General features: G+C 47.4%; 11 protein-coding genes. 2 read left to right on the forward strand and 9 right to left on the reverse strand.

Going from position 1 to position 14,404, the window contains the following annotated elements:
- Nucleotides 1-94 precede the first annotated feature (94 nt).
- The 7 genes from NYE70_RS25065 to NYE70_RS25095 all read right to left on the reverse strand — a co-directional run bounded on the left by NYE70_RS25065 (nucleotide 95) and on the right by NYE70_RS25095 (nucleotide 10,323).
- Nucleotides 95-952 (reverse strand): stalk domain-containing protein, encoded by an 858-nt coding sequence (locus NYE70_RS25065; RefSeq protein ID WP_341048803.1) that lies wholly within the window; start codon nucleotides 950-952, stop codon nucleotides 95-97.
- Nucleotides 953-1,164: 212 nt separating this feature from the next.
- On the reverse strand, nucleotides 1,165-1,356 hold the full coding sequence (locus tag NYE70_RS25070) for a hypothetical protein (protein WP_211022405.1): 192 nt from the start codon (nucleotides 1,354-1,356) through the stop codon (nucleotides 1,165-1,167).
- A 29-nt stretch (nucleotides 1,357-1,385) separates the two neighbouring features.
- The gene (locus NYE70_RS25075; RefSeq protein WP_341048806.1) at nucleotides 1,386-4,175 is read right to left on the reverse strand and encodes a glycoside hydrolase family 3 protein; all 2,790 of its coding nucleotides are present in this window, start codon (nucleotides 4,173-4,175) and stop codon (nucleotides 1,386-1,388) included.
- A gap of 187 nt (nucleotides 4,176-4,362) precedes the next feature.
- The gene (locus tag NYE70_RS25080; protein ID WP_341048807.1) at nucleotides 4,363-4,863 is read right to left on the reverse strand and encodes an SRPBCC family protein; all 501 of its coding nucleotides are present in this window, start codon (nucleotides 4,861-4,863) and stop codon (nucleotides 4,363-4,365) included.
- Nucleotides 4,864-5,644: 781 nt separating this feature from the next.
- Complete coding sequence (locus NYE70_RS25085) at nucleotides 5,645-6,931, reverse strand: PIN-like domain-containing protein (protein ID WP_341048808.1); 1,287 nt, start codon at nucleotides 6,929-6,931, stop codon at nucleotides 5,645-5,647.
- A gap of 488 nt (nucleotides 6,932-7,419) precedes the next feature.
- The gene (locus NYE70_RS25090) at nucleotides 7,420-8,700 is read right to left on the reverse strand and encodes an MFS transporter (protein ID WP_341048809.1); all 1,281 of its coding nucleotides are present in this window, start codon (nucleotides 8,698-8,700) and stop codon (nucleotides 7,420-7,422) included.
- Between the two features lie 492 nt (nucleotides 8,701-9,192).
- Entirely contained in the window at nucleotides 9,193-10,323 is a 1,131-nt protein-coding gene (locus NYE70_RS25095; RefSeq protein WP_341048811.1) for a hypothetical protein, read from the reverse strand.
- A gap of 228 nt (nucleotides 10,324-10,551) precedes the next feature.
- On the opposite strand from NYE70_RS25095, the gene NYE70_RS25100 reads away from it, so the two are divergent.
- Entirely contained in the window at nucleotides 10,552-11,100 is a 549-nt protein-coding gene (locus NYE70_RS25100) for a sigma-70 family RNA polymerase sigma factor (protein ID WP_213654374.1), read from the forward strand.
- Entirely contained in the window at nucleotides 11,093-12,385 is a 1,293-nt protein-coding gene (locus NYE70_RS25105; protein WP_341048813.1) for a DUF4179 domain-containing protein, read from the forward strand. Before NYE70_RS25100 ends, NYE70_RS25105 begins: the two co-directional genes overlap by 8 nt.
- 107 nt (nucleotides 12,386-12,492) lie before the next feature.
- Here the strand turns inward: NYE70_RS25105 and NYE70_RS25110 are convergent, their stop codons facing one another.
- Nucleotides 12,493-12,684, reverse strand: a complete 192-nt coding sequence (locus tag NYE70_RS25110; RefSeq protein WP_211022413.1) for a hypothetical protein — start codon at nucleotides 12,682-12,684, stop codon at nucleotides 12,493-12,495.
- A 185-nt stretch (nucleotides 12,685-12,869) separates the two neighbouring features.
- Nucleotides 12,870-14,396 carry an alkyl hydroperoxide reductase subunit F gene (gene ahpF / locus NYE70_RS25115; RefSeq protein ID WP_211022415.1) on the reverse strand — a complete coding sequence of 509 codons (1,527 nt, stop codon included), beginning with the start codon at nucleotides 14,394-14,396 and terminating at the stop codon, nucleotides 12,870-12,872.
- Nucleotides 14,397-14,404 lie beyond the last annotated feature (8 nt).

Here is a 14,404-nt window from a genome sequence, read left to right on the forward strand (position 1 = left end):
CTCCTTAAGAAAAAGCCGGAATCCTGGGATCCCGGCTTTTCTTAAATTATAGAACGCAACCATTGCCGATTGTACGTCCAGATTACCTCAAATGCTATTCGCTCTCCACGTACTTAATGCCGTCGCCCTGAAAAAACTTGTCTTTGTATGAATACTCAATTTCTAGTTGGCCGGATGAAAGCGCCGGAGAGAACCATAAAGGTATAATCGCGTACAGTTTATCATTTCGAACCTCGTACCGGAAATATTGACCATATGCCGGGCTTTCATACCAATAAGGCTTGCCGGACTTAAAATCCTCTTCTGGAATACCATGCGGAATGGCCAGCTCTTTATGATCAATCTGGATGCTGGCCCCCTCTTTCGTAACTTTTCCCGGCACGACATGTTTTAAAGTATAGGTTTGCCAGTCCTCCAGAGGGATCTCCGAGAAGTCCCCGCTATCGAAAATATATGCCTTTTCCTCTTTAAATCCTGTTCCGTAACCCGTCGTTAAAATGATCAATAATTCGTCCTTGCCGTCCTGATTCAGATCCTGAAGATAAACCTGAGGGGCATAGGATGGATTGCCGACATTATACCAGAAAGGAAAGTTGCGGGTTATCTCACCAAGGGTTATCCGCATTCCCCAGTATCCGCCGTCCGATTTTTCACCCCATATTTTGACCTTCTGAGTTCCCTTCACATATTCGGTCAATAGGTCTTCCCGATCAACGATATTGACCTCTGACTTCTGAGCATTCCATTGAACCTCTTTACCCAGAGCCTCGGCTGTCGTTCTTATGGGGACCATAACCCTTCCGTTCACGAGGCTTGGAGCTTCCTTCGAGCCGATCTTAGATCCGTTTACCAGCAAAGTGATGGGATTCTGAGCAAATACGGTGGCCGCTGTTCCGACGAGTATACCTGTAGTAAGTGTGAGGATAAGCGTTAGCTTTTTGTTCTTTTTCATAGACACAATTTCTCCTGGTAGGGGATATTTGGTGATTTTGCTATTTACCTCTACCTATTATACATCGATTTAGGGCGTGCGATAGGAAAATACCATATATATCACCCTTCTAAAAGTCTTAATCTAATAAGAAAAGCACCGACCAAGGTCAGTGCTTCTCGATATTAACTTAACCATCCGGTAAAAGAACAACAGGAACTGCCTGCCCAATCTTACTTCCGGCGGCGGCCCTTCGTCATACGGTTATAGGTCACCAACGCCGCAATAATCATGGCGACGAACCCGATATCGCCCGCCAGGCCGCGCTCTAGTCCGAACAAAATGCAGAGGTTCGTAACCAGCGTATTCGTCAACAACGCCGTTGCAATCAACAAAACCGGTCGCCAAACATTATATCCTCTCAAATGTACTACCCCTTTGCTTAGGTATTCTTCTAGGACAATTTGAACTCGATCCAGCCGATTTGCAAGCCCGGTTTGACGAAATCAAGCGTTAGCTCGTAGAGACCCGCTTCCAGCTCGACTTTTACGAGCCGTTGTCGGAACCATTTGCCTTCGGTCCCGTTCGTTTGGACGGTAGTCATTAATTGGCCGTTCAACATGATATTGCAAGCGCTCTGAGCCAAGTAGTCGTCCGGGGACATCATGTTCACCGTAATCCAGTATGGACCTGCTACGTCTGCCCGAATGAACGTCGATCCATTAGCAACCGGTTCAACCTGTGCTTGACGGGACAGCTCTTGCACCTGTGCCGGCTCGGAAGAAAGACTTGCCGCCTTGAATTGCTGAACCGTTGCATGAAGAACCTGCTTTCTGGAGAATACAGGTGCATTCATGAGGAACCGGCAAATATTCATCGCGTTCCGCTGCAGTTCACCACGGGTCAGAGTTCCGTTCTCGAGAGACGCCAGCGTATTGTCGTCATAAGCGTTGATTTCTGCGCCGTAATTGCTGACAACCATGTAGAGATCGTTTTGGGCACGAACCATGAAGTTCGTAAACTTCCGGTCGGCCGGACCTCCATTAGCGACGTCATTCATTACAGCCCACCAGTCGGTCATGACGATGCCATCAAAGCCCCATTCCCCGCGCAGAATGGTGGTGTTGAGGTCATAGTTCGACGCGGACCAGTGCCCGTTGATCGGATTGTAAGCCGTCATGATCGAATTGGCTCCGCCTTGCTTAACCGCCATTTCAAAGCCCTTCAGATAAATTTCCCGCAGCGCGCGCTCGGATACGACCGAATCCACTTTACTGCGGTATTTCTCCTGGTTATTGCAGGCGAAGTGCTTCAACGTAGCGTTAGAGCCGCCCTTCATGATGCCGCGCGTACAAGCCGACGCGAATACACCGGTAACCAACGGGTCTTCGGAGAAGTATTCGAAGTTCCGTCCGTTCAGAGGACTGCGCCGGATATTAAGACCCGGTCCGAGCAAGGTGTCGATCTCGTTTCTGAGCAGTTCTTTGCCTTCCAGGACGTAAAGCTCTTCAACGAGCTCCACATTCCAGGTAGCAGCCAGCAAGGTGCCTATAGCAACTTGAGTTGCCTTCTCTCCGCTGTCCATCCGGATGCCTGACGGACCGTCCGCTGTACAACCAACCGGAATTCCGTAGTTGAACAGCCGGTCGCTGACACCGCCAAAAGCCGAAGCCGTACCGGAAGTGACAAGCGGGCTGACCATTCCCTCGCCCCGGACGAGTACCGCCAAATCATGATCGCTGAGTTGAGCGATAAAGGTCTCCAGGCTGATTTTCCCTTCCGAAACATCCCGAAGCGTATAACCCTGATCCCCGGTTTGTTCCAAGGTCTTTGGAAGACGGCTTTGAATCCGGTCCGCTAGCGAGATCTTGCGCGTCGGCACCTCTTCATAAGTGAGCTCGTACGAACCGTCCGCCTTTTGCGTACCCGGTCTCATCCGGGAGTAGCTCTCGATCGGTGCGAGCGCTTCTTCCATCTGCTCCACGACTTGCAGCGACTCCACGTTGTACCCGCTTTGTCCATCCACGCCGATCTGCACCAGGTCCTTCACACTGCCGCCTACATAGAGGCGATAAACTCCGGCTTCCAGTACATAAGCGGAACGATGCCCCGTTACGCCGCCGTCATCGTAAGAAGCCAAGGAACGTACCGGGAAGCTTAGCGTAAGGCGCTGCGATTCGCCCGGCTGAAGCTCGTTCGTTTTGCCGAAAGCGGCCAGAACTTTGGACGGCTTGCCCAGTTTGCCTTGCGGTGCTTCCACATACACCTGAACGACCTCTTTACCGGAGAACCGGGTCCCGGTATTTTGCACGTTTACGCCGATTTCCAAATACGCTTCCCCTTCCCGGGAGACCACTTTAGCCTCTTCGGAATCGAGCTTAAACTGCGTATATGAAAGACCGAAACCGAATTCGAAATGAACCCGATCCGGGCAGAAAGTTTCGAAATACCGGTATCCTACATAAATATCTTCCTGATATAAGTTCTTGAACTCATTGCCGTAATTCCGTGTCGACGGATAATCCTCAATGGAATAAGCGATCGTATCGGTTAATTTCCCGCTTGGCGTCACTTCTCCAACAAGCACATCCGCAATTGCGTTGCCGCCCTCCATACCGCCATGCCAAGCATAAATCACGCTCGAAATCGGATTCGCATATCCTGCGTCGTCCAACCAGCTCATATCGATAATGTTGGAAACATTCAAAACAACGATCGTTTGTTCAAAATAGGAAGTTACCATGCTCAGCATAGCCTTCTCATCATCCGTTAAACGATAGCTTCCCGGCGCATCGGCATTATCCTGATCTTCGCCCGCGGTGCGTCCGATAACGATGATCGCCTTGTCCGATTGGCGCCGGGCCGATTGCACCAGTTCATCGGTCAAAGGCATCTCCTTCTGATGCCATGGTTCGGCAGCCCAGCCGCCTCCGCCGTTGTCGAACGGATTTTGCTCAATCCATTTTTCATAGACGGCCGCTACGTCTTCGTTGACCTTAATCTGCTCTTTGCTCCGCAGTCCGTCAAGCAGGTTCGTGGTGTAGGCCACATGGACGCTTCCGCCCGATCCTGTACCGCTCCGGTAATAGTTGACCTGGGTCCGGCCAAAAATTACAACGTTTTCTTGATTTTGAAGCGGAAGAACTTGTCCGTCATTTTTCAACAACACGGCACCTTCGGCAGCTACTTTTCTGCTGAACTCGGCAAAGCCTTCTAATGGAATTCCCAGTTTCTTTGTAGTCAATTTGTTCTCTCCTTATGTCGTTAAAAACGTTTTTGTCGTTATATATTAAGTTACCTTATCTCTATTGAAAATTCCAATCTTTTTGAGGGTATTCTCTTTTTTTTGTAAACGCTGCCTTATAAAAAAAACGCCATGTTCCCGGAAAACAACCGGTTCATGCCGTTTCATCAGCTTATACTACTGTCCATCATTCCTGTGAATCTCCGATCGCCGAAATGGCCTCGCGATAATCTGCATACCGTTCTTCCCATTCTGCTTTGCGGGACGGGAAGTAGCGCCCGGCCAACAAGGCGGCAATAACGTCGAGGCAAACATGCCAGCCTGCCAAATCCCGCGGCGTATGGTCGGTAATCCTTGTTATCTTCTCAATGAGAAGAAGCCGGCAGCCCTCCGCCGTAGGGAACAGTTCAAAACGGACGCGGTCCTGGTCCCAAGTATATTCCAACACGTTATAGGGTTTAACCTCCAGAAGGGTCATCTCCTCGAAACTGCCGTTTCCCATATCAAACTTGATCGCTCCGCCTTCGACCAGTTCATCCACGCTTAGTTCCGGGAACCATTGCTTCAGCTTGTCATTTTCCGTTAAGAAAGACCATACCTGCTCGGCAGGATGCTTCAAGCTGCGCTCAAAAGTTACGGTATACCCCTGCTGACCGTGACCTGCTTTTTGGATAGTTGCTATGTTCATGGATTGGATTCAGCTCCTTATTTCCTGTGGACTGCGATTCCTCGGATTATAGTATAGCATCCCGCGTTCCCAGTATTGAAATTGGAAGGCCGGAGAAGGACCCATTGCTCGAAAAATCCGATAGGCCTCGCCGCTATTGGGCTCTTGGATTCTTCGTAAGGATTTATTCTGGGAACTCATTTAGAACCGATAAATCATATAAATCAAGGGATTTCAGTCCTATCAATATATCAGCTCCACAGGTACAGATTGTGGATAACTCAAAGCCTAAACCTTCCCGTTAATAGGTTGATTATGTTTTGCGTAATCTCTATGTAACGAAGTATTATGTTAGGGTCGGAGTGGTTGAAAAATATCCTTCGTTTCTTTATAGAAATAATATTCATTTGTCTTTAGAATGGTTTCCTATGCCTTCAAGTTTAGAACTCATGCCTGATGGCCCCCATGATCTGATCTTGTATGTCATCGAGCGTCCCAAAAGTTTATTAACTCCTTCTCGACTCTTAATTAGAAACTCGTCATTCGTTCGATCTCCAACCAACAAAAGCAATTCAAGCCTAACAGTTGGATTCTTTTCGAACGTCCTTCTGTTTACGAGTCTTCTTTTCCGTAATATATAGTAAAGGTTTTTTAGGTCCCTGACTCGTAAAGGCAATATGTCAGATATTCGGAAGCCGATATTTATGCCTATAACAAACAGGATGTAATTGCGCTTATCTGAAATTCACCCTATTAACACAATAAAAAAAAGACTGCATTGATTGCAGCCCTTTTAATATTTTTATGGAACGGGTATTGTTTCCGTTGTAACATTAACTTTTATTATTTTTATAACGAATTTTTGTTTCTCCTTAATAGATGAATAATGTTCGTTTAGTTTATGTATCAGAATATGATCACTTATTAAGATATCAGAGTAAAACTGAATTGACACGAAATTATTAGATAATCGAATAGTTTGGACGTTATTTAGTTCTTCACCTGTAAGATAAAACATATCTCTTGTAAAGAACGTGGATATCATAAAAATATCCTGTACTTCTCCTTGAAGTTCAGCAAAAACATCATAGTGAAATACTATATCCTCATCAAATAAAGCATTTTTATGCACCATATCATTAAAGTTCTTTTGAACAGAACTTATAATTTTATTTTGTTCATTTAAGAATTTCTTTGTACTTTTTACATCCTCTATTGCTTTCTCCAGATCATGATTGTTAATAGACTTTCCAAAGTATTTTTGCGCCTGTGAAAGAAACTGCTCAGTATTATAAAGATAAAATAATTTGTTGCCGCTTACTCTTTTGAATTCATGTACAAGTTCAGGTTGAGGACCTTTTTTTTGGCCTTTAATGGTTAATACCCAATCTTCTTTATTATCATCAGTAATTAAAATAATCGATTTAACTAACTGATCCTTTGATTTATCTAATATTTGAAACCAGTAAATTAAATCACCATACTTGTCTATATATTCAAGACCGTTGGTGAAGGTGACTTTTGCGTCCTTCTCTTTGCTGTCCTTATATCCAGGTGGGATCTTGTTTTCATATCTCTTGTTGCCCAACTCATATATTTCATTTAACTTCATCTGAGTATACTCAGGCCCTAATTTTCCGGTGAATAAAACATCTATTTTCTCTTTTATTAAATCTAAATCAGGTTGGCTTGATTCCTGGAGTTTTATTTCGTCTTTTATTTTATTTTCGAAACCTTTCAGTAGTTCATTAATACGATCAGCATTAATATTTGAATGACGAAGATCACTTAACTCTCCTTGTAATGATGTAACAAACTTAGTCACCTTTTCAGAGATGCTTTTGTATTCATTTTTTTGGTTGTTAATTTCCACGAGCATATGTTTATGATATTCTAGAGCAACCTGATGGGGTATCCAAATTCTGTCTACAATAGTTTCCATCACTTTAAACAACAATTCTCTAGATTCTTTGGAGTATCTATAAAGATTTAATAGTGTATTGGTATCAAAGACAAACAGACATTCTGACCACAGTTGTTCAAATTCCTCTTCTGTAGGCGAATAATACCCTGAGAAAACTGCCTTCATTGCCTGAACCTCCAACATAATTTGAGTATCACTTCATTTTTCGACACAATTTCATGATATTCCTCCTAAACTTTATGGCATTCACAAAATGAGCTATAACAATACTATTCCGTTACTGTTTATTCACTCTTCCAGCCTCCAATAAGGAACAAACAGATATTACCAATAATTCACCTATATAACCCTGTTATTTTATAACTATCACCTATAGACTGCTTTCGTAAGACAAAAGAAAGATGCCCTTCGGCGTCATTAATGCTGGTGAACAAGTAGTCTCATAATTTTTTCTTCAACGTTGGTGCTTTGTTACATATTCAAGCCACCTTAAATGTAAGAAAGGTTTTTTTACAGGCTCCAAAATACGTACTTGTTTCGTTTCTTTAATTTAATTCAATAATGGTCTCAATAATATTCGGTTTATCAGTTTCGCGATCATAGGAAAGCAACGATTTGCGGCAGCTGTGGAATTACTCTGTTTCGAAGCTCGGTTACTTCTTGAAATTGAATTTCGCACTATAAGACAAAGCGACAGAGATCGCGAGAAGACAAATCGGAACTATGCTGATAAGCACCCGGAAGGTCAACTCCGGCGCGGGTCCCGGATCGTCGCCGCTCTCATAGCCGAGTATCATGCCGACCACAAAAAAGGCCAGCGCCGAGATCAGACCGCTCGAACGCGTAATAAACCCGGCCACCGCGGTATAAATCCCTTCTCTTCTTAATCCTGTTCTTTCCGCATCCTCATCGATGATCCGGCCGCTCACGATCGGCGGAGTCACCAGGAAGCCGGCCAACCCGAAGCCCGCCGCCACACCGGCCGCAATTCCGCTGGCCAAATCGTACCCAAACCAGAGCGGAATCATCGAAAGGCCGTAAACGACGAGGGATAAGCGCCAAGCCTTAACCCCGTTCATTCTGCGGATGATCCAATACCAGACGAAGATCAACGGAATTACCGATACGAATACGGCGGCCAGCAAAATCGAAACTTGCCCCTCGCTGATATGCAGCACGTATTTTGCGTAAAAAGGAATCATCGAGCTGAGCAGTCCATTGACCGTCTGGGCAAAGGAGTTCGAAATATTGAACACCCAAAACTTCCTGTTCTTCACCGTCGCCTTGAACGCGGGGATCAGCTTCAACGGTTCCCCTTGGCTGGCATCCGGCTGCTCCCGGACGCTCAGTACCCAGACGGACATCGCTACCCCGAAGACGCAGGCATACAACACCGCCATCATCGAGAAGTTTAGGGCGGCATAAATGAGGGGCGTGACCGCCGTCGCAATCAGCAACGCAACGATCTGATAACCTTGCTCCACGGCCGAAGCCTTGGCGCGGATGCGGTCCCCGCGGAACAATTCCGGAAATAGGGCGCCATAGTTTACCCATAGCACGGTTGCAACCGTCTCGTACAGAATCAGCGTGACTAAAAACCAGACGAACAGCCCATTCTCCGTCAATCCGCCGGGAGGTGAGAAGACGAGCACGAAAAACAGCATAAACAGCGGAATCGCACCCATAACCCAGGGCCTGCGCCGCCCGAATCTCGTCTTCGTCCGGTCTGACCAGTAGCCGAAGATCGGATTATTCACGGCGTCCCAGATCAGGAAGATCGTACGGGCCAGGGTTGCCAGGCCGATGCCGAGCCCCAGCTTTTCCACATAGTAATAGCTGTAAAACGAACTGAAGGCCTGGCTGGGCACCATCATCGCAAACATGCCTAGCGCAAATGCGTACGGGGCATTGATCCATCTGCTCTTCTTGTTCATAGAATCCCTCCCGATCGATAAAATAGAATAGCGGAATTTCAAACTTCCACGGCAATTCGTTAGGCATTCTAGTATATTCTTTGGGGTTGTGAACAAGATCATTTTTTACAGGACGTTAAAAAAGAATATGCCCTCTTTATTCCACGAATTATTGAATCTTCAAACGGTATAAAGGCAGGCGGCTTGCTGCTGGCGGATCCGATCTTTTATATCAAAGTATGTACTTGGACAAAGAGGTGCTTGGACCAATGGACAGGGGGTTGCTTCCTCCCAACAAATTAACTGGAAAAACTACAGTTAATTTCCGTCAATCTGCCTGATAATCAAAATTAACTGGATAAACTACAGTTATTTGGCGCTATAACGCAGAATCCGTGCTTGATCGGCGAAATTTAATGGAGGTTTTACATCTAATTTATCTAAAAGTCATTTTTCAGGAGAATTAACTGGATAAACTACAGTTATTATTCATTGGGGCTTGCCTTGCCCAAATTACTTATTCAGTCCCCCCACTACTTCGATGTCGTAGATGCTCCACTTCTCTGTACCAGCACCCGAGTCCTTGGCAAGGCTGAAGATCGTTTGCTTCTTCGTCCCGTCCGCCCCCGTCTCAACCAACGCAACTATGGCGTCGCTTCCGCTTTCCTCCACTTCGAAATAAGCATCCTCGCCGTCCAACTCCAGTTGCAGATTGCCTACTGTCCCGTAGTCCACTTCAAGCACGGGCCGTTCACCGCTCGCCTCGCGGAATTGACAAAGTTCGTCAAGACGCTCTTCCACATTCGGCGGCAGTCGGTCGTCTATAATGCTTAATGCCAAAAACTCCATTACGGCCGCTTTTGGAGTAGATGGGTATTCCAACAGTTCCACCGAGGTGTCGGTTTGTACAAACTCGCCTTGCTCCAACGTGAAATAGCGGGTAACCCCGTAATAAAAGACATCATAGCTGCCCCGGCGCTGTTCATAGCCATCAAACTTTCCGTCCTCGTCGTCGTCCATCAGCATATCCTCGCCCGATCCGCTCGCAGAGGCGCTATAGGCCAAATCCTCCAAAGTATCGCCCGAAATTCCAACCAACCCAAAGCCGGTCATACTGACCCAATTCGTGAGTCCCAGGTAAATGACCTTCTCCTCCCGGTCTTCCAACTGGACGAGCCGGATTTCATTGATGCCGTATCCGCCGCTATTCAGACTATCTCCAATCTGATGTATCTTTCCGCCCTGATTTCGTAAAACGTAAATCTCGTTGAACTCAATATCCTCTTCACTTTCATTTTCCGCTATCTCAGCATCTCCAAATGCTGCTATCGCTTCTTCGTTCCCATCCAAATCTATATCTTCCTGTTGAAAATAGATTAGTGAGAGATCGCCTCCTAACCCTTTCTCTTTCAAATAATTTTTAAATAACATAGCAGTGTCCTGAGGTTCGGATGACTCTGCCTTTTCCGCAAGCTCACCGCCCCCCGCCGAAGCGGTCTCCGCAGCCATTTCGCCGTCACCCTCCGCATTAATCCCGTTCCCTGCCGGGGGCACGGCGGATGAATTCCTTTCTGCGGCTTTGCTGCAGCCCGCCAGAAGCATAACCAAGGCCAAAGCATAGACGATAAGCCTGAGTTTTTTCATATAAACCTCCCTGGATTCTGTCCCATGTCTGTTCAGGCAGGATAGCCTTGTCCCTCCGGTATCTATCCTCATTCCCTATTTGTCCTATATTCTACAGCCTTTTGGGTGTTTCTTCCATACATGCGCACGGGTTGGTGGCAAGGAAAAGGAGAATCAGGCAAAATATTATTTATAGCAAATGAACTTTTCCTTAGGGTTACGACTCTTATAGGGGAGAGAGGTGGAGCCATGAATGCCGTCAGGCAAATTAAACAAGCAAAAAGGGGAAATAAAGATGCCTTGCTGCAGCTGATTCTCGCCGATAAAGACGCTTACTACCGGCTGGCTCTCGCCTATACGGGAAATGAGCATGACGCGATGGATGCGATGGAGGAAATGATCGTCCTGCTGTATGAGCGGATTCATCAGCTCCGGAATGAGGATGCATTTTATAGCTGGAGTAAGACTGTCCTGGTCAATGTATGCAAAGCTCAGCTTCGTAAACGGCAACGGCTTGTTCTGCTGGAGGATTTGCAGACTGCGGATGGAGCGGACCCTAGCGGTCCCCCCCTTACGAGCGACCCTTACCAGAACAGCGATCGACAGATGGATCTTCAGGAGCTGATGCAGCAATTAAACGAACCGCAAAAAGAAGCGATCCAATTGAAATATTTTCACGATCTGGATTATAGGGCGATAGCCGAGGTGACGGAGGTTCCGTTGGGAACCGTGAAATCAAGGATTTTTCAGGGACTGAAGAAGCTGAGAGAACTGTATGGAGGTGAAGCCGATGAATAAGATCGAGGAACGGTTGGCGGAGGAGAAAAAGAGGATCGACTCCATTACAGCCCCGGAAGACCTGGAGACGAGGCTCCGAAAAGCGCTGGACAAAGCCCCATCTCGAAGTAAAAGGCGGGTTCCGCCCATTTGGAAAGCTGCGGCGGCCGTCTTGCTTTTTATCGTTATTCTCAGCTTCAACTTCCCTGCCTTTGCTTATTACGGCAAACAACTACTCGGGTTCGACGGATTAATTAGCGGTACACTCCAAGAGCTCAACGATCAAGGAAAAGGACAATCGCTCGAAAAAAGGATGACCCTTCAAGGCGGAACCGTGCTCACCATTGACGGACTCATGGCGGATGCGAACCAATTGATCCTGTTTTACACCTTGTCCAATCCTCAGGGAGTATCGGAGGCGGATGCAAACGGCATCTTCAGCCCGGCCAAAATCACCGGTTTCCTGACAGATTCCTTCGTAGAGGCGGGGGCTTCCCTAATGAATGACGAGCATACCGAGATAAAAGGCACGTTTACTTTCGAACCCGTCAGTCCGTTCGCCAAAAAATTAACGTTGCATTTCCGCCAGCAGCCGTCATTCGGAACTGTGAAAGACAGTGAATTGACCTTTGCCTATGATCCCAACAAAGCCATGCAAACCGAGGTCAAGCAGCGCATTCGCAAGACACTGGAAGTCGACAAGGGTACGATTACCTTTCAGACAATTACGGCTACTCCTACGATGACGATGATCAAGGGAACGCTGAACATCGACAACTTCGATCGGATTCGAAACTCCCTGGACGGAATTGAATTGATAGCTAACGGACAACCGGTAGACCAAGTCGGCAGCGGCCGTCAATCTTCCTATGGGGGAATGAAATTTGATATCCGCTACGATGCACTTCCTCAGGACTTGAAATCTTTGAAGCTGGTTATAAAAGAGTTCGTCGGGTACCGGAAGCTGGACCTCAAGATCCCTCTTCCTTCCCCCGCCGATCAACCGGTGTTGCTGGAAGACAAGGAACTGTGGATTAAAAAGGTGTCATCAACCTCGCGCGGTATCGAGATCACGATTGCTACCGAAGAGGACGTTATGCTGGACGGCGTATCCATCCAGGCGAACGGAGAGAATATCCCGCTGAATACGACCCTGAATCAACACGATACCAAGTTGCCGGACGGAACCATTCTGAAGGAGCGCACCCTGTTGTTCGATGCCTCCGTTCAACCGGAGCAGTTAATCATCAAAGGAATGCATTACATGAAGCCTTACAATATAAGCATCAAAATCCCTGTGGACTAGATCTTCACACAAAACAAGGAGCTGCTCGAAGGAGCTGCTCCTTGTTCAATTAAAACCACGTTAAAGGCCACCGAGTTGGGCGGCTAGGAGTTTTTTTTCAAATCTCCTTACCGTTCCGCGCCTGTGTCGGTCTTGTCATCGAGAATGGACTCCGCATACTCCATCGTATCCGTGGTAGTTTCTTCAATCAACCCGTTATCCAGAGTCACATTGCCGCCCCCCAGGCCTTCGTTGATCATTCTGTCTATGTCCAGGAATCGCTCTTCTCTTCCATCCTGCTGATCTTTGTTTTCTGCCATCTCTGCATCCACTCCTCCAAATTAACCCGAACCTTATAAGTAAGTTTGCCCGGATTGGAAGGCCTCATTCCAGAGCGGAGGCAGATTTGATTGCCGTAATATGCTGTGTATGCAGTATCCAATGGGGATAAAAAAAGATGACCCCTGTGCAATACAGGGATCATCTCTTATGGTGCTGCTTATTTTTATTGACGAATCATATAATCGAAGGCACCCAATGCAGCGGTGGCACCCGATCCCATCGAAATGATGATTTGCTTGTACGGACTGTTCGTGCAATCGCCGGCGGCAAATACGCCCGGAAGCGTGGTTGCGCCATGGTTGTCCACGATAATTTCGCCCATACGCGTACGTTCTACCGTACCCTCCAGCCAATCGGTATTAGGAACGAGGCCGATTTGTACAAATACGCCTTGCAGCTCGACATGCTGCGTTGTTCCGGTTTCCCGTTCGATGTAATCGATACCGTCCACTTTATTAGTTCCGGTGATTTCTTTGACTTGAGCGTTCTTAATCACCGTTGTGTTCGGCAGGCTGTTCAAGCGGTCTTGAAGCACGGAATCGGCTTTCAGTTCAGGCATGAATTCGAACACGGTAACATGAGCCGCAACACCGGCAAGGTCGATTGCCGCTTCTATGCCGGAATTACCACCGCCGATAACGGCAACGTGTTTACCGGCAAACAAAGGACCATCGCAATGCGGGCAGTAAGCAACGCCCTTGTTCTTGAATTCGGCTTCACCCGGAACGCCCAGATTACGCCAGCGAGCCCCGGTGGAAACGATGACCGTCTTACTCTTGAGCACAGCCCCGTTTTCCAGCTCGACCTCGATGAGATCTTTCTTCTCCAAGCGTTTCACGCGTTGAGCCTTCATGATATCGATATTGTATTCCTTGGCATGCTCTTCAAGGCTTGCGGCAAGCTTAGGACCTTCCGTGTACTTCACACTGATGAAGTTCTCGATGCCCAAGGTATCGTTGACCTGTCCGCCGAAGCGCTCAGCAACGATCCCTGTCCGGATGCCTTTGCGCGCGGAATAAATCGCTGCGCTCGCACCGGCAGGTCCACCCCCGACAACCAATACTTCAAAAGGCTCCTTGCCCTCAAACTCGGAAGCGTCGGACGTTCCCAGTTTGGCAAGAATATCGTCCACGGTCATTCGGCCGCTTTCGAAGAATTCGCCGTTCAGGTGAACGGTCGGCACCGCCATGATTTCTTTGCTTTCCACTTCGGACTTGAACGCCGCTCCGTCGATCATCGTATGCGTGATGTTCGGATTCAGAACGCTCATCATGTTCAGAGCTTGCACAACGTCAGGACAGTTATGGCAAGACAGGCTGACATAAGTTTCGAATTGGAATTCGCCCTTGATTCCCTTAATGCGGTCGATGACGCTTTGTTCCGCCTTCGGTGCTCTTCCGCTGACTTGAAGCAAAGCCAATACCAAGGAAGTAAATTCGTGTCCAAGCGGTACACCGGCAAAAGTGATGCCGGTGTCCTCACCCGGACGATTTACGCTAAAGCTTGGTGTTCTAGGCAAAGATGCCTGCTCTACCGTAATGCGGGAAGACATGCTGGCCAGTTCGTTGACCAAATCCGTCATTTCTTCCGATACGGAATCCGAGCCGGTACTGACCTTCAGCAGAACATCGCCTTCCATAAGCTCAAGGTATTGTGCCAGCTGGTTTTTTATGTCTGCATCCAGTTTCATTGTATTCT

The organism is Paenibacillus sp. FSL R5-0407, from assembly GCF_038009185.1.
GTDB lineage: Bacteria > Bacillota > Bacilli > Paenibacillales > Paenibacillaceae > Fontibacillus > Fontibacillus vini.

What these genes read in the sequence shown, in the direction of transcription:
- NYE70_RS25065 (WP_341048803.1), bottom strand. Translation starts at nt 952, where the DNA reads ATGAAAAAGAACAAAAAGCTAACGCTTATCCTCACACTTACTACAGGT.
- NYE70_RS25080 (WP_341048807.1), bottom strand. Translation starts at nt 4,863, where the DNA reads ATGAACATAGCAACTATCCAAAAAGCAGGTCACGGTCAGCAGGGGTAT.
- NYE70_RS25105 (WP_341048813.1), top strand. Translation starts at nt 11,093, where the DNA reads ATGAATAAGATCGAGGAACGGTTGGCGGAGGAGAAAAAGAGGATCGAC.
- NYE70_RS25110 (WP_211022413.1), bottom strand. Translation starts at nt 12,684, where the DNA reads ATGGCAGAAAACAAAGATCAGCAGGATGGAAGAGAAGAGCGATTCCTG.
- NYE70_RS25100 (WP_213654374.1), top strand. Translation starts at nt 10,552, where the DNA reads ATGAATGCCGTCAGGCAAATTAAACAAGCAAAAAGGGGAAATAAAGAT.
- NYE70_RS25090 (WP_341048809.1), bottom strand. Translation starts at nt 8,700, where the DNA reads ATGAACAAGAAGAGCAGATGGATCAATGCCCCGTACGCATTTGCGCTA.
- NYE70_RS25095 (WP_341048811.1), bottom strand. Translation starts at nt 10,323, where the DNA reads ATGAAAAAACTCAGGCTTATCGTCTATGCTTTGGCCTTGGTTATGCTT.
- NYE70_RS25085 (WP_341048808.1), bottom strand. Translation starts at nt 6,931, where the DNA reads ATGAAGGCAGTTTTCTCAGGGTATTATTCGCCTACAGAAGAGGAATTT.
- ahpF (WP_211022415.1), bottom strand. Translation starts at nt 14,396, where the DNA reads ATGAAACTGGATGCAGACATAAAAAACCAGCTGGCACAATACCTTGAG.